Genomic DNA, 14,699 nt, shown 5'->3' on the forward strand with positions numbered 1-14,699 from the left:
GGGGACTTCACCCACCATGAGCGATAGCAGCGACCGAACAACCGACCTCGCCGAAACACCGGAGCGACAGGTGCCACGCGACCGTACCCACTGGCTGTATCTGGCCGTCATCGTCGCCGTCATCGCGGGAATTCTGGTCGGCTGGCTGGCCCCCGAATTCGGTCAGGACGTCGGCCCGCTGGGCACGATGTTCGTCAATCTGATCAAGATGATGATCGCGCCGGTCATCTTCTGCACCATCGTGCTCGGCATCGGCTCGGTGCGCTCGGCCGCCAATGTCGGCAAGGTCGGCGGACTCGCGCTCGGGTACTTCCTGGTCATGTCGACAGTGGCGCTCGGCATCGGCATGGTCGTCGGCAACCTGCTGGAGCCGGGCTCCGGCATGAATATCGCCAAGACCGCCAAACAGGGCGCGAAACTGGCCGATCAGGCGCATGCCGCAGGCGGTACCTGGGAATTCATCCAGGGCATCATTCCGACCACGCTGTTGTCCTCGCTGACCACCGGCAGCGTGCTGCAGGCGCTGTTCATCGCGCTTCTCGTCGGGTTCGCGCTGCAGGCAATGGGGAGGACGGGCGAGCCGATCCTGCGCGGTGTCGCATCGCTGCAGAAGCTGGTGTTCCGGATTCTGTCGATGATCCTGTGGCTGGCCCCGATCGGTGCGTTCGGCGCGATCGCGAATGTGGTCGGCAAGACGGGACTCGATGCGGTCAAGCAACTCGCACTGCTGATGATCGCGTTCTACCTGACCTGTCTGGTGTTCATCTTCGGCGTACTCGGCGTGCTGCTGTGGAGCGTGTCGCGGGTTTCGGTCTTCAAGCTGGTCCGCTACCTGGCGCGGGAGTACCTGCTGATCCTCGGCACCTCGTCCTCGGAGTCGGCGCTGCCGCGGCTGATCGCGAAGATGGAGCACCTCGGCGTCGAACGGACCACGGTCGGTGTCGTTGTGCCGACCGGATACTCGTTCAACCTGGACGGCACTGCCATCTACCTGACCATGGCGTCGCTGTTCATCGCCGATGCGATGGGTAAACCGCTCAGCATCGGGGAACAGGTCGGCCTGCTGTTGTTCATGATCGTCGCCTCCAAGGGCGCGGCGGGTGTCACCGGCGCGGGTCTGGCCACGCTGGCCGGCGGATTGCAGAGCCATCGTCCCGAACTGCTCGACGGCGTCGGCCTCATCGTCGGGATCGACCGTTTCATGTCGGAAGCCCGTGCGCTGACCAACTTCTCGGGCAACGCCATCGCCACGGTGCTGGTCGGCACCTGGACCAAGACCGTCGATGTGGACCGGGTCCACACGGTCCTCGATCGCAAACTGCCCTTCGACGAGCGGACCATGGTCGACGACGACCACGGCCCGCGGCCGCAGCAGGACGACACCAAGGATCTGGTTTCGGCCTAGCTGTACCCGTATAACGAAGGGGCCCGCAGGATCTGCGGGCCCCTTCGTGGTGTCGGTGGGATCAGTCGGCCCACTTTTCCGGATTCAAGTAGTGCTGGGCGATCGCGGTGGCGTGGCCGTGGCCGAAGCCGTGCTCGGACTTCAGCCATTCGACGATTTCCTTGTGCGAGGCCAGATTCGACGCGCGCACGGCGGACTTCCACTCGTCGATGGTGCGACCGTATTTGGCCTCGATCGACGGGAAGTAGGACGCGGGCCCCTTGGGCTTGGTCGTTGCCATGTTCGTCTCCTCTGTTCGTGCGTTCAGCGATATGGACGGTGCTGATCGCCGAAACTCGTCGGCGCGATCCGGATTGTGCGCCGGATTGCGAATACCGCCGCCGACCAAACGATTTGCGAGGTCGGCGGCGGTTGCGGAACCGGTGATCAGGCGTTGATCTCGGCGCGCTCCTGTCGATTCGCGACGGTCCGCTCGCGGATCAGCAGCACACCTGTCGCGGCGACCAGAGTGGCGGTGAGCCCGTGGATGCCGAAGGCGGCCGCGGTGGATCCGCCCCAGCTGAGCACGGTGAGCATGTCGCCGATCGGGATCAATGCGATGACGAGAGTGACGATGCCGAGGGCGTAGCGCTGCTTGGTGGCGAGCAGTACCAGGATGATCAGCCCGGAGACGGTATCTCGGACGCCCTTGAGATTCATGAACGCGACCGCGTCGCCTTTCGGCCATTCCGGCAGGCCGAATCCGGTGGCAATGGTTTCGGGAGTGACCAGGTAGCTGATGCCGATGTAGAGGATGAAGGCCGCGCCGATGAGGGAAAGGGTGGTGGCGATGCGCGAGATGGTCATGGGGTGCTCCTCGAACTGCTGCTCTGAAATCTAGCGGTGCTATGTCTGCGAGCAACGTTAATGGAGCCTTGTTAGTTTGTCTAGCGCTGCTAGAATTTTGCCATGACCACACAGAGCCGCAAAGAACGCGAACGAGCCGAACGCCATCAGCGCATCATCGACACCGCACGCGAACTCGCCGAAACCTCGGGCTGGGAGGCGGTGACCGTGCGTCGCCTGGCCGAACGAATCGAATACAGCCAGCCGGTGCTCTACAGCCATTTCGCGGGTAAGGCGGCGATCGTGTCGGCCGTCGCGGAGCAGGGAATCGTCGAACTCACCGCCCGGTTGCGGGAAAGGCGGGCGGCCGCGCAGGGGCCGGTCGCGGAACTCGAGGCCGTGGTGCGCGGTTACCTGGACTTCGCCACCGAGAATCCGGCCCGCTATGACGCGATGTTCGTCCTCGATACCGAACTGAACTTCGGCAACGACGCACCACAGGCGCTGCGCGATGCGTTCGGTGAGATCCAGAGCGCATACGCGCCGTTCGCCGGCGAGTTCGATCTACAGGCGGGCACCGAGGTGGTCTGGAGCACGTTGCACGGCATCGCCACCCTGGATCGCAGCGGTCGCCTGGTCGACGACCTGCGCGAGGAGCGCATCCGGGTGCTGCTCGGCCAATGGACACATCAGTGATCCATACCTCGCTCGGGTGACGGCACGACCCGGGTCGGCCCGGCAGAATCGAGGTATGCCTGATGTCGTCGTGGTCGGTTCCGGTCCCAACGGTCTCGCCGCGGCGGTGATCCTGGCCCGTGCCGGTCTCACCGTCGAGGTGCACGAGGCGCAGGCCACCGCGGGCGGTGGGAGCCGCACTGCCGAGCTGACGCTGCCCGGATATCGGCACGATGTCTGCGCCGGTGCGCATCCGATGGCATGGGCGTCGCCCTTCTTTCGCGCATTCGATCTGGCCGCGCACGGTGTCGAACTGCTCGCCCCCGAGGTGTCCTACGCGCATCCGCTCGACGGCGGGCAGGCCGGGGTGGCCTGGCGCGATCTGGACCGCACCGCCGCTGGTCTCGGTCGTGACGGGGCCGCATGGCGTGCGCTCTTCGAGCCGATGGTCCGACATTGGCGGCAGGTCGTGGATTTGGCGATGTCGGATCTGCGCCGTCCGCCCGCCGACCTGCTGACCGGACTGCGTTTCGGACTGCGGGTGCTCGAGCAGGGTTCGCCCCTGTGGAATCTACGATTTCGCGAGCAGACGGCACCCGCACTGCTGACCGGCGTTGCCACGCATGCGATCACACCGCCGCGCGCCATCCCTGCGGCGGGCGCGGGCATGCTGCTGGCGACACTCGCGCACGCCGGTGGCTGGGTGCTGCCGCGCGGCGGCAGCCAGGCAATTCCGGATGCGTTGATCGCCGAACTCGAACGCCTCGGCGGCAAGCTCGTCACCGGACACCGCGTCGAATCGCTCGACGAATTCGGCGGCGCGCGTGCGGTTGTGCTGGATACCGCGCCTGCCGAACTGCTGCGGATCGCGGGGCACCGGCTGCCGGATCATTACGCAAAGGGGTTGCGCCGCTTCCGATATGGCGGCGCGGCCTGCAAGGTCGACTTCGCGCTGACCGGGCCGGTGCCGTGGCAGGCGCCGGGCTGTGCACTCGCCGGGACGCTGCATCTGGTCGGCACCCGCGCGGAGGCGATGGCCGCCGAAAAGACCATCGCCGCAGGACAACACGCGGATCGTCCATATGTCCTCGCCATTCAGCCAGGCGTGGTCGACTCGACGCGGGCACCGGCGGGCGGCCACACGCTCTACACCTACGCCCACGTCCCGAACGGCTCAACCCGCGATATCAGCGGCGCCGTCATCGCCCAGGTGGAACGCTTCGCCCCGGGTTTCGCCGATCTGATCCTGGCCAAGAATGTCGTCACCGGCGCCGAAATGCCGACGCACAATGCCAACTACATCGGCGGCGATATCTCCGCGGGCGCGATGACCCTGCGCCAGTTCGCCTTCCGCCCGGTCCCGCGCTGGAACCCTTACGCCACACCACTACCCGGCGTCTACCTCTGCTCGGCCTCGACCCCGCCCGGCCCCGGTGTCCATGGCATGTCCGGTTTGCATGCCGCGCGACACGTGCTGCGCACGGAGTTCGGGATTCGCACCAACCCACTGGATCTGCTGCGCACACCGAATCCCGCCTGAGCATGCACTTTTCGCGGGCCGGATTGCGCAGGCCGCGCGGGCGATCACCTGATCAGGCCCGCGGCGTCCGGTACAGGTCGGGTTCCAGATACATCACTCGCGCGGCGGGCACGGCCGCACGCACCCTGGTCTCGGCGTCATCGATGGCCGCGGCGATGTCCTCGATATCCAGATCGGGCACGATCGAGATCTTGGCCGCGACCAGGATCTCCTCCGGCCCGAGGTACTGCGTCTTGAGGTGGATCACCCGGTCGATGCGCTTGCCGTCGACCAGGTTGGCCCGGATCGCGCTGTCCTCCTCCGGCGTCGCGCCCTCACCGATGAGCAGGCTCTGCATCTCCACGATCAGGATCAGCGCGATGACCCCGAGCAATGCGCCGATGGCGAGAGTGCCGATGCCGTCCCAGACCGGATCATCGGTGAGCATGGTCAGCCCGACCGCCGCGAATGCGAAGACCAGACCGATCAGCGCGCCGGTGTCCTCGAGCAGTACCACCGGCAGTTCCGGACTGCGCGAATTGCGGATGAAGCGCCACCAGCTCGAATTGCCTTTGAGCGGGATGGATTCCCGCATCGCCGTCATGAAGCTGTAGCCCTCGAGGCAGATCGCGATGAACAGGATGACGATCGCGACGATCGGATTGCTCAGCTCCTCCGGATGCTGAACCTTGTGGACGCCCTCGTAGATGGCATAGATCGAGCCCAGTGTGAACAGCACCAGCGCCACGATGAATGAATAGAAGTAGCGATTGCGCCCGTATCCGAACGGGTGCAGTTCATCGGCATCCTGCGCGGCCCGGCGCTGACCGAGCAGCAGCAGCCCCTGGTTGGCGGTGTCCGCGACCGAGTGCACCGCCTCGGCCAGCATCGATCCGGAACCGGTGATGAACGCGCCGACGAACTTCGCCGCCGCGATCCCCGCGTTCGCCGACAACGCGGCGAGAATCGCCTTTTTGCCACCACCAGCCGACATCTGGGTAGGTCCTCCTGTGTCCGATTTGCAGCGCCTGCGGCGCTGCGTGTTCGCGGCCCCCTGGTGTCTCGCGACCGAGCGGCCGAGACTCGCGACTTCGTCGCATGCGCTTCGGCCACTCGGACGCGAGACGGGCCGCGAACGTCGCTCGTAAGACTCGCTCCGCTGTCGTCCGGTTAGGAGGCCCGTCGAACGAACAGCCTAGGGCAGCAGACGAACAAACTGGGCGACAGGTCAGTTCGTGCCACCGACGCAGGCGCAGAACAACTGGGCGTCGCCGTCGACGGCCTGGGCGCGAATCTCGGTGTCGGCCGCTGATATCCACGCCGCCGCGCCGCGTCCCAGCACCAGCTCGCTCACCCCTTGCAACAGCCGCACGGTCCCTCCCGTGCACAGCACGATTCCCGGCCCGGCGGATGTCAGCGGCAGCTGCCCTGATCCCGCGGTCAGATCGAACCGCCGCAGCGCGAACTCCGGCGCGGGGGTCCGATAGTGCACCGACCCATCGCCCGCCGGTTCCGGAAGCACCACCGGCAGATCGATCGGCTCGAAGTCCAGCACCCGCAGCAACTCCGGCACATCGACATGCTTGGGCGTGAGACCACCGCGCAGCACATTGTCGGAATTGGCCATGATTTCCACGCCGAGCCCGCGCAGATACGCGTGCAGATTGCCCGCCGCGAGGAATAGTCCCTGTCCCGGTTCCAGTGTCAGCCGATTGAGCAGCAGCGCGGCCATCACACCGGCGTCGCCCGGATATGCCTCGGCGAGTTCGAGTGTGGTGCGCGCCTCGGCGGTGAACTCCCGGGCGCCCTTCACCGAGAGATAGCGCACGCATCCGTCGAGCACCTGGGGGAGCAGTGTGCCGAGGACATTCTGCGGCAGCGTGATCCAGGTCGTGAACAGTGTCCGCAGTCCCGCCGAATCAGGTTGGGCGGCGAGCAGATCCGCATATGAGCGCAGGCCCGGCACATCCAGTGCGCGCAGCAGCTCGACCGTGCGATGTGGATCCCGGAATCCGGCCAGCGCCTCGAACCGGTCCAGCGCGACAACCAATTCCGGCTTGTGGTTCTCGTCGCGATAGTTGCGCATCGGCGAATCCAGCGGCACCCGCGCGTGGTTTTCGCGCTCGAATCCGGCCCGCGCCTGCGCCGAACTCGGATGCGCCTGCAGCGATAGCGGTTCCTCGGCGGCCAGGATCTTCAACAGGAATGGCAGCCGCCCGCCGAATTCCGGTGCGGCGGGCCCGAGTTCGCGCTCCGGATCGTCCGCGACCAATTCCAGCAGTGAGCGGGTGCTGTTCTCCAAGCGGACATGCGCCGGATCGGCGGGATGCGCGCCGAACCACAGCTCCGCCTCCGGATGCGCGGAAGGGACCGGTCGGCCGCACAACTGAGCGAGTGCGGTGCGTGAACCCCAGGCATAGGAACGCAGCGCACCAACGAGTTCGTGCACTAGTAGTGTCCCCCGTCGAGCTGTTCCGTGGACTGTGTCGCACCGCTGCGCGAGCCGATCAACCGCAGATAGGCGGCGGCCATCTCCAAGCGGAGCGCGAGCACCGCGAGTTGTTCGAGCTCGCTGGCATGGGCGATGGTGCCGGGCAGCGGCGCGCCCGAATCATCCACTCTGGCAAGCATGGGCGCGGCGGGATCGGTGAGCGAGGTGTGCAGCGGTTCGATATCCGCGCTCACCAGATCGGCGTCGACCAGACCCGATCCGTTGCCGCCGAAGACGGCGAGCCGGCGCCGCGCCGCGGCCTGATCCAGATCCGCGCTGAGTACGAACACCCGGATGCGCTCCACCGGCGCCGGTCCGTCGAGTTCTTCGTCGTGGAACATTGGATCGAAGTTCGGCGCGGATTCGCCTGCGGCCTCGACCATTCGGGGGTTGGCGGCGACGGCCTCGGCCAGATCCACCGCGGTGGCGACCCTGCCCGCCGACTGCAACAGCACCTCGGCGCCGTGCTCGGCGAGTTCGCTGGCGGCCGGGGAGTCCCCGGCCAGCACGACGGCGCGCTGCTGCATGCGCGCGGCCAGCGTCTTGGCCGGATTGTGGAAGACCTCGTTGTGCGGGCCATCGCGTAATGCCTCGGCATCGAGCACATCGGCCAGCTCGGTCAGATCGGGTACGGCCGCGCCGGAGCGGGTCGGATCGACTATGCGCAGCACCGCGATGCAGGCGGCGAGGAAACGCAGTAGCCGATTGTGGTCCAGGACCGGAATCCGCGGCGCCAGCAGTGAGGTACGCCCGGCCGCCGCGGCCCGCAGCGGACCTTCGTGCGGCGCGGCGACCACAACCTCCGCGCCCCGGCGCTGTGCCCGGTCGACCGCATCGATCAGCCGGGGATCGCCCGCGTCGTCGCCCGCGACGAGCACCACGTCCAGCGGGCCGACCCATGGCGGAAGGGCAGCGACCGGGACCACGGGTAGGCCGGCCCGGTCGCCGAGTGCGGCGACGATCAGACTCGCGGCGCGGGCGGCCCGGCCCGAGCCGGAGACCAACACCACGCTGCGTGGTCGCAGATCCGCGAGGCGCGCGAGTGCGTCCTCACCGACTGCTGCCGCGGTCGCGCGTACCTGCGCGCCGCCGGATGCCGCGGAGCGCAGGGCGCCGCCGACATCGGCGGCCTCGAGCGAAGCGGCATCGTCGAGGTCGAGCACCGGTGTTCCAGCGATCATCGGGCGTCCCACCTCCCCTCATCGCGCTGTGTGCGGTCCCGCCCTGCTCCCACCCGGGCTGTCGACTCGGAGGGATCGACACGGGCGCCCGGGTCGGGCGAATCCAACGTCTGTAATTCCACTATTCCAGTCAGGAGCGAACGATGCTCAGAATCGCGGTATCGGGCTGAGCCGTCCCCTTCCTCGGGCGTCGAATCGTGAGCCTGGGCGTCCATTCCGGCTGTGATTCCACTATCCCAGTCAGGACCGGACGATGCTCGGAATCGCGGTGTCGGGCTGAGCCGTCTACTTCCCCGCTCTCCGAATCCAGCGCAAGTGACTGCCTCCCCATGTGATTCCACTGTTCCAGTCAGGATCGGACGATGCTCGGAATCTCGGTGTCGGGCTGAGCCGTCTGCTTCCTTCGTCGCCGAGTCGTGGATGTGCGATTTCATCCGCCCTGGTTCCACTATTCCAGTCAGGATCGGACGATGCTCGGAATCTCGGTGTCGGGCTGAGCCGTCTGCTTCCTTCGTCGCCGAGTCGTGGATGTGCGATTTCATCCGCCCTGGTTCCACTATTCCAGTCAGGATCGGACGATGCTCGGAATCTCGGTGTCGGGCTGAGCCGTCTGCTTCCTTCGTCGCCGAGTCGTGGATGTGCGATTTCATCCGCCCTGGTTCCACTATTCCAGTCAGGATCGGACGATGCTCGGAATCTCGGTGTCGGGCTGAGCCGTCTGCTTCCTTCGTCGCCGAGTCGTGGATGTGCGATTTCATCCGCCCTGGTTCCACTATTCCAGTCAGGACCGGACGATGCTCGGAATCTCGGTGTCGGGCTGAGCCGTCTGCTTCCTTCGTCGCCGAGTCGTGGATGTGCGATTTCATCCGCCCTGGTTCCACTATTCCAGTCAGGACCGGACGATGCTCAGAATCTCGGTCACGAGTGCGTCTACTTCCTCCGTCGACCGGGCCTCGACATTCAGCCGCAGCAACGGTTCGGTATTCGACGCGCGCAGATTGAACCAGGCGTCGTCGGCGAGCTGGACGGTGACCCCGTCCAACCGGTCCACCGATATGGCCCGATCCCCGAATGCGTCCACTACAGCCATCGTCCGCTCCTTCGCGTCCGCCACTGTCGAGTTGATCTCTCCGGACGCCGCATACGTTTCGTACGACGACATGAGTTCTGAAATCGGCCGGTCCTTCTCACCGAGCGCCGCCAGCACGTGCAGGGCCGCGAGCATGCCGGAATCGGCGCCCCAGAAATCGCGGAAGTAGTAGTGCGCGGAATGCTCACCGCCGAATACCGCGCCGGTGGCCGCCATCTCCTGCTTGATGAACGAATGCCCGACCCGGGTGCGCACCGGGGTGCCGCCCAGTTCGTGCACCAGTTCGGGTACTGCGTGCGAGGTGATCAGGTTGTGGATGATGACCGCGCCCGGTTCCTTGGCCAGCTCACGCTCGGCGACCAGGGCGGTGATCGCCGACGGCGAAATCGGATTGCCGTTCTCGTCCACCACGAAGCAGCGGTCGGCGTCGCCGTCGAAGGCGAGGCCGATATCGGCGCCGGACTTGCGGACCAGCTCCTGCAGATCGACCAGATTCTTCGGATCGAGCGGATTGGCCTCGTGATTGGGGAACGAGCCGTCCAGCTCGAAATAGAGCGGGACCAGGTTCAGCTGCGCCACGGTGCCCAGCACCTCGGGCACGGTGTGCCCGCCCATGCCGTTGCCCGCGTCCACCGCGATGGTCAGCGGGCGGACAGCGTCGAGGTCGACCAGTCCGCGCAGGAACTTCGCGTATTCGGCCAGCAGATCGACTTTCGTGGCGCTGCCCGGCGTTCCGTCGTAGCCGGGGACCCCGTTGACCACCTCGTCCTTGATCGTCGCCAGACCGGTGTCCTGGCCGACCGGCAGCGCCTTCGCACGGCACAGCTTGATGCCGTTGTAGCGGGCCGGATTGTGGCTTGCGGTGAACATCGCGCCGGGACAGTCGAGGTCACCGGAGGCGAAGTAGAGCTGATCGGTCGAGGCGAGCCCGATGTGCACCACGTCGAGGCCCTGGCCGAGTACGCCGTCGGCGAAGGCGGCGGCCAGTTCCGGGGAGGACTCGCGCATATCGTGTCCGATGACCACGCGGGTCGCGCCCTCGGCGCGCATCAACCGCGCGAACGCGGCTCCCACATCCTTGACGAATTCTCCGTCGATTTGTTCACCGACGACCCCGCGAACGTCATAAGCCTTGATCACCGCGTTCACGAATTCGGCAGAGCGGGCCACAGTCATGGTGACCACCCTAGTGGCTCGCGCCGACGCCCCTGACACGGTCCCGTCCCGACTGCTAGCTGGGTGGGTCCGGGAGCACGCGGAGGTGTCCGCGCCGACCGGTGCGCGTGGCGCGCGGTGCGGGCGGGGCGTAATCGGAGTAGCCACGCTGGTCGTGTTCCGGGGGACGGCGGCGCAGCCCGGCCTCGCGGACCGCTTCGGCCAATGCCGTCAGATCATCGTCATCCGGTGTGCTGGAAGAGAATCCGCCCTCGTGGCGAACCATCTCCCAACCCTTTGGCGCGGTGATGCGGGAAGCATGTGTTTCACACAGATCCCAGGAATGCGGTTCGGCCACCGTCGCCAGTGGCCCGACCACCGCGGTCGAGTCGGAGTACACGTAGGTGAGCGTCGCAACAGCGGGATTCTTGCAACCTGGTCGGCAGCAACGACGCATGGGGATCACGCCGATGAGAGTAACGCGCTCGACGTTGCGATGTGCTCAGACACGCTAAGGATTCGGCGTTTTCGGGCGAGTTCATCCCCGTTCGGCGGTGTGTTCGTCACGCGCCTTCGGGATCGATGAGGTCCGGATCGACGCCGAGATAGGTGGCGATCTGCTGGACGAGGACCTCGCGCAGTAGATCGACCAGATCGTCGGGATCGCCCGCGCGCAGTTCGAGTGGCTTGCGGAACAACACAACTCGGGCGCGGGTGGCCACCCCGTGCCGGTCGACGCCGGCCGGAACGAGCCGCGAGAGCGGCACCGGTCCGTCGGCCACCACCTCGTCCGGCCAGGTGACCGAATCCGGGTGCAGCGGACGGATTTTCGGCACATCGTCGACAGCGATATCGAGCTTGGTGAGTCGATCGTGCCACCGGGTGTCCAAGGGTGCGAAGGCCTCGAGGACCAGCCGGTCGAACTGCTGCCCCCTGGTGCGCCAAGCCGGCACCGTCGGTGGGAGCATCGGCCCGCGCACCCCGCGTCCACGACGGATCACCGATCGTGCGGTCGGCGGACGACGATTACGTGAACGGGCCATGACTAAAACTTAGTCAGCCCGCCTCTGCTATGCGCACCCGAGGCGGGCCGACGCGAAGTTCTAGCCGATGCCGCGCTTCAGGCGGCGCCGCTCTCGTTCGGAGAGACCGCCCCAGATGCCGAAGCGTTCATCGTGTGCGAGCGCGTATTCCAGGCACTCGTCGCGTACCTCGCAGCCCATGCAGATCCGTTTGGCCTCACGGGTCGAGCCGCCCTTCTCGGGGAAGAACGCCTCCGGATCGGTCTGTGCGCACAGGGCACGTTCCTGCCACTGCTCCTCGATCGATTCGAACATCTCGTCGAAGCCCGTCACGACCAAGCTGAGCCGGGGTGCTGTCACTCCGTCGGTCATCTCAGGCCCGATCCGGTCCGGTTCGATCCGACCGATCTCTGCGCAGACGCCACGTGCTGCGCCTGCTGTGGAATCGGTTTGCGATACGCCGCCCGGCATGCCCGAAGGGGCCAGCTCATTGGCCATCGCTCCGCCTCCTCACTGTGTGTTAGCGCAGATTGATTCTTTCCGTCGGACCAACACGCACACCGACGGCCGTACCCCGCGACGTTGTCCCGCGGACATCCCCGAGCTTGTCACCCCGGTGCGAACACTTGTTCGAAAAGCTGTCCGCGCCTTGAACTCTCGCGCGAACCCGAAATGACATGACTGTGATTAGACACGCCGAACGTGTCGATGGTCAAGCCGCCGTCGCAATTCCGTTACTATCCGCTACCGCTTTCCGTAGCTGATCTTGAACCCGGAATAGCAAATGACCGGCAAATACAGCGCGAACCACGCCCGCTCCGGCAGCGCATAGGCTGTGTCGATGTGACTCCACAACAAGCGGACACCGCACCCGCAAGTGGGCCCAAGATCGTCGTCCTGGTGGGCGGGGTCGGCGGCGCGCGCTTCCTTCAGGGCGTCCGGGAACTACTGCCCGATGCGGATGTTTCCGCCATCGTCAATGTCGGTGACGACGTCTGGATGCACGGCCTCCGGATCTGCCCCGACCTCGATACCTGCATGTACACCCTCGGCGGCGGCATCGATACCGAACGCGGTTGGGGCCGGGTCGCCGAAACCTGGCACGCCAAGGAAGAACTGGCCAAATATCATGCCCAACCCGATTGGTTCGGTTTGGGGGATCGCGATATCGCGACGCACTTGGTTCGGACCGAAATGCTGCGTGCCGGGTACCCGCTCTCCGCGGTAACCGAGGCGTTGTGCAACCGGTGGCAGCCGGGCGTAAAACTCATCCCGGCTACCGACGATCGCTGCGAAACACATGTCGTTGTCAGTGACCCCGACAACCCTGGCGAACGCCGCGCGATCCATTTCCAAGAGTGGTGGGTTCGCTACCGCGCGGACATCGAGACGCACGGATTCGCCACAATTGGGGCCGATGACGCCAAACCGGCGCCAAATGTGACGCAGATCATATCCGAGGCCGACGTGGTGCTATTGGCCCCGTCCAACCCCGTGGTGAGCATCGGCGCCATCCTCGCGGTGCCCGGCATTCGCGGCGCGCTGCGCACCACCGAGGCCAAGGTGATCGGCATCTCCGGCGTGATCGACGGGAAACCGCTGCGCGGCATGGCCGATGAATGCCTCTCGGTGATCGGCGTGGAGACCACCGCCGAGGCGATCGGGCGTCACTACGGCGCGCGCTCGGCCACCGGCATCCTGGACGGATGGCTGATCCATAGCACCGATACCGCCGATGTGCCCGGTGTAGAAGTGCGCAGCGTGCCGTTATTGATGACCGATCCGCCGACCACCGCCGAAATGGTGCGGGAGGCGCTCGACCTGGCTGGCGTGAGCGAGCGCGGCGAGCGAACCATAGACACAGCGCCGCCAGTCATGGCGGCACCGAGCGGCAGCGAGGTGAAGCCATGACTACGCAAGAGCCATTGACGGAACCGGCCGATCACGCGGCGGGGGAGTTGCGGATCCTGCCCATCACCGGGCTGCCGGAATTCCGGCCCGGCGACGATCTCGCCGAACATATCGCCGCCGCCGCGCCCTGGTTGGTCGACGGCGACATCCTGGTCGTCACGAGCAAGATCGTCGCCAAGGTCGAGGGCCGCATCGTCGAGGCGCCGCTGGATCCGGAGGAGCGCGATAGCGCGCGCCGCGCGCTGGTGGAGCAGGAGGCGGTGCGCGTACTCGCGCGCAAGGGTCGCACGCTGATCACCGAGAACAAGCTCGGCATCGTGCAGGCCGCCTCGGGGGTGGACGGATCCAATGTCGAGCAAGGTGAGCTCGTGCTGCTGCCATCGGATCCGGATGGGAGTGCGAAGGCTTTGCGCACCGCGCTGTCGGAGCGGCTCGGGGTGGACATCGCGGTGCTCGTCACCGACACCATGGGCCGGGCCTGGCGCAACGGTCAGACCGACACCGCCATCGGCTCCGCCGGATTGCGGGTGCTGCACGACTATGCGGGCGCGGTCGACGGGCAGGGCAATGAACTCCATGTCACCCAGGTGGCGGTGGCCGACGAATTGGCCGCCGCCGCGGATCTGGTGAAGGGCAAACTCGGTGGTGTCCCGGTCGCGGTGGTGCGCGGACTGCCGGTCACCGATGACGGCTCCTGCGCCGCGGATCTGTTGCGCGGCGGCACCGACGACCTGTTCTGGCTCGGCACGGCCGAGGCGATCGAGCAGGGGCGCTCCGAGGCGTTGCTGCTACGTCGCTCGATCCGTCAATTCGCCGATGCCCCAGTCGATCCCGAACGCATCCGCGCCGCGGTGGCGAAGGCGCTCACCGCGCCCGCGCCGCATCACACCCGCCCGGTGCGCTTCGTCTGGGTCCGCAAGCCCGGTCTGCGCGCACAACTGCTGGAAGCCATGGCCGAGCGGTGGCGGGCCGATCTCACCGCGGACGGTCTCGATCCGGAGCGGGTGGAACGTCGCATCGCCCGCGGCCGCATCCTGCACGACGCACCCGAGGTGATCATCCCGTTCTGCGTGCCCGATGGCGCACACGACTATCCGGATGAGCGGCGGCGCGGCAACGAACGCACGATGTTCACCGTCGCGGTGGGCGCCGCGGTACAGGGCCTGCTCGTCGCGCTGGCCACCGAGGGCATCGGCAGTTGCTGGATCGGCTCGACCATCTTCGCCCCGGAGGTCACCCGCGAGGTTCTCGGCCTTGCCGACGACTGGAACCCTTTGGGCGCCATTGCCATAGGCCACCCCCTCGAAGAACTCACCCCACGTCCGGTCTTCGGACCGGGCCCCGGCCTGGTCGAACTGTGAGCGAGCGTCAGCGAGTGAACTATCAACACAGCGTGCGATCGCACACGACCGGGCCGAGTGCCAG

At 66.5% G+C, this 14,699-nt stretch carries 14 protein-coding genes; 5 read left to right on the plus strand and 9 right to left on the minus strand.

All coding sequences use genetic code 11. From position 1 onward, the window contains the following. Positions 1 to 16 precede the first annotated feature (16 nt). Complete coding sequence (locus tag ACQPZ2_RS09280; RefSeq protein ID WP_433525174.1) at positions 17 to 1,405, plus strand: cation:dicarboxylate symporter family transporter; 1,389 nt, start codon at positions 17 to 19, stop codon at positions 1,403 to 1,405. A 61-nt stretch (positions 1,406 to 1,466) separates the two neighbouring features. On the opposite strand, the gene ACQPZ2_RS09285 is transcribed toward ACQPZ2_RS09280, so the two are convergent. Beyond that, entirely contained in the window at positions 1,467 to 1,685 is a 219-nt protein-coding gene (locus ACQPZ2_RS09285; protein ID WP_433525175.1) for a DUF4287 domain-containing protein, read from the minus strand. Positions 1,686 to 1,831: 146 nt separating this feature from the next. After that, positions 1,832 to 2,251, minus strand: a complete 420-nt coding sequence (locus ACQPZ2_RS09290) for a DUF4267 domain-containing protein (protein ID WP_433525176.1) — start codon at positions 2,249 to 2,251, stop codon at positions 1,832 to 1,834. A gap of 102 nt (positions 2,252 to 2,353) precedes the next feature. Between ACQPZ2_RS09290 and ACQPZ2_RS09295 the strand changes: the two genes are divergently transcribed. Together ACQPZ2_RS09295 and ACQPZ2_RS09300 are read left to right on the plus strand one after the other, a co-directional pair. Continuing rightward, positions 2,354 to 2,926: a TetR/AcrR family transcriptional regulator gene (locus ACQPZ2_RS09295; protein ID WP_433525177.1), complete on the plus strand. Its 573-nt coding sequence runs from the start codon at positions 2,354 to 2,356 to the stop codon at positions 2,924 to 2,926. A gap of 55 nt (positions 2,927 to 2,981) precedes the next feature. After that, entirely contained in the window at positions 2,982 to 4,445 is a 1,464-nt protein-coding gene (locus ACQPZ2_RS09300) for a phytoene desaturase family protein (protein WP_433525178.1), read from the plus strand. Between the two features lie 52 nt (positions 4,446 to 4,497). Here ACQPZ2_RS09300 and ACQPZ2_RS09305 read toward each other — a convergent pair whose 3' ends face one another. The 7 genes from ACQPZ2_RS09305 to ACQPZ2_RS09335 form a co-directional block, all read right to left on the minus strand. Continuing rightward, positions 4,498 to 5,418 carry a cation diffusion facilitator family transporter gene (locus ACQPZ2_RS09305; RefSeq protein WP_433525179.1) on the minus strand — a complete coding sequence of 307 codons (921 nt, stop codon included), beginning with the start codon at positions 5,416 to 5,418 and terminating at the stop codon, positions 4,498 to 4,500. A gap of 234 nt (positions 5,419 to 5,652) precedes the next feature. Further along, positions 5,653 to 6,873: a mannose-6-phosphate isomerase, class I gene (gene manA / locus ACQPZ2_RS09310; RefSeq protein WP_433525180.1), complete on the minus strand. Its 1,221-nt coding sequence runs from the start codon at positions 6,871 to 6,873 to the stop codon at positions 5,653 to 5,655. Continuing rightward, positions 6,873 to 8,096: a tobH protein gene (locus ACQPZ2_RS09315; RefSeq protein ID WP_433525181.1), complete on the minus strand. Its 1,224-nt coding sequence runs from the start codon at positions 8,094 to 8,096 to the stop codon at positions 6,873 to 6,875. The genes manA and ACQPZ2_RS09315 overlap by 1 nt, the downstream gene beginning before the upstream one ends. Before the next feature lie 889 nt (positions 8,097 to 8,985). Beyond that, entirely contained in the window at positions 8,986 to 10,356 is a 1,371-nt protein-coding gene (locus tag ACQPZ2_RS09320; RefSeq protein WP_433527372.1) for a phosphomannomutase/phosphoglucomutase, read from the minus strand. A gap of 61 nt (positions 10,357 to 10,417) precedes the next feature. Further along, positions 10,418 to 10,798: a DUF3499 domain-containing protein gene (locus tag ACQPZ2_RS09325; RefSeq protein WP_083898166.1), complete on the minus strand. Its 381-nt coding sequence runs from the start codon at positions 10,796 to 10,798 to the stop codon at positions 10,418 to 10,420. Between the two features lie 106 nt (positions 10,799 to 10,904). Beyond that, the gene (locus tag ACQPZ2_RS09330) at positions 10,905 to 11,384 is read right to left on the minus strand and encodes a metallopeptidase family protein (protein WP_433525182.1); all 480 of its coding nucleotides are present in this window, start codon (positions 11,382 to 11,384) and stop codon (positions 10,905 to 10,907) included. Positions 11,385 to 11,444: 60 nt separating this feature from the next. Beyond that, complete coding sequence (locus tag ACQPZ2_RS09335; protein ID WP_029901515.1) at positions 11,445 to 11,678, minus strand: WhiB family transcriptional regulator; 234 nt, start codon at positions 11,676 to 11,678, stop codon at positions 11,445 to 11,447. A gap of 528 nt (positions 11,679 to 12,206) precedes the next feature. Between ACQPZ2_RS09335 and cofD the strand changes: the two genes are divergently transcribed. Then, positions 12,207 to 13,274, plus strand: a complete 1,068-nt coding sequence (gene cofD, locus ACQPZ2_RS09340; protein ID WP_433525183.1) for a 2-phospho-L-lactate transferase — start codon at positions 12,207 to 12,209, stop codon at positions 13,272 to 13,274. After that, entirely contained in the window at positions 13,271 to 14,635 is a 1,365-nt protein-coding gene (locus tag ACQPZ2_RS09345; RefSeq protein ID WP_433525184.1) for a coenzyme F420-0:L-glutamate ligase, read from the plus strand. The genes cofD and ACQPZ2_RS09345 overlap by 4 nt, the downstream gene beginning before the upstream one ends. Positions 14,636 to 14,699: the final 64 nt, after the last annotated feature.

The sequence above is a fragment of the Nocardia pseudovaccinii genome (assembly GCF_050942345.1).
GTDB classification, from domain to species: domain Bacteria; phylum Actinomycetota; class Actinomycetes; order Mycobacteriales; family Mycobacteriaceae; genus Nocardia; species Nocardia pseudovaccinii.

Excerpts from the sequence above, each read along its gene's own strand:
- ACQPZ2_RS09280 (WP_433525174.1), top strand. The coding sequence starts at position 17 with ATGAGCGATAGCAGCGACCGAACAACCGACCTCGCCGAAACACCGGAG.
- ACQPZ2_RS09285 (WP_433525175.1), bottom strand. The coding sequence starts at position 1,685 with ATGGCAACGACCAAGCCCAAGGGGCCCGCGTCCTACTTCCCGTCGATC.
- ACQPZ2_RS09290 (WP_433525176.1), bottom strand. The coding sequence starts at position 2,251 with ATGACCATCTCGCGCATCGCCACCACCCTTTCCCTCATCGGCGCGGCC.
- ACQPZ2_RS09295 (WP_433525177.1), top strand. The coding sequence starts at position 2,354 with ATGACCACACAGAGCCGCAAAGAACGCGAACGAGCCGAACGCCATCAG.
- ACQPZ2_RS09300 (WP_433525178.1), top strand. The coding sequence starts at position 2,982 with ATGCCTGATGTCGTCGTGGTCGGTTCCGGTCCCAACGGTCTCGCCGCG.
- ACQPZ2_RS09305 (WP_433525179.1), bottom strand. The coding sequence starts at position 5,418 with ATGTCGGCTGGTGGTGGCAAAAAGGCGATTCTCGCCGCGTTGTCGGCG.
- ACQPZ2_RS09315 (WP_433525181.1), bottom strand. The coding sequence starts at position 8,096 with ATGATCGCTGGAACACCGGTGCTCGACCTCGACGATGCCGCTTCGCTC.
- ACQPZ2_RS09325 (WP_083898166.1), bottom strand. The coding sequence starts at position 10,798 with ATGCGTCGTTGCTGCCGACCAGGTTGCAAGAATCCCGCTGTTGCGACG.
- ACQPZ2_RS09330 (WP_433525182.1), bottom strand. The coding sequence starts at position 11,384 with ATGGCCCGTTCACGTAATCGTCGTCCGCCGACCGCACGATCGGTGATC.
- ACQPZ2_RS09335 (WP_029901515.1), bottom strand. The coding sequence starts at position 11,678 with ATGTTCGAATCGATCGAGGAGCAGTGGCAGGAACGTGCCCTGTGCGCA.
- ACQPZ2_RS09345 (WP_433525184.1), top strand. The coding sequence starts at position 13,271 with ATGACTACGCAAGAGCCATTGACGGAACCGGCCGATCACGCGGCGGGG.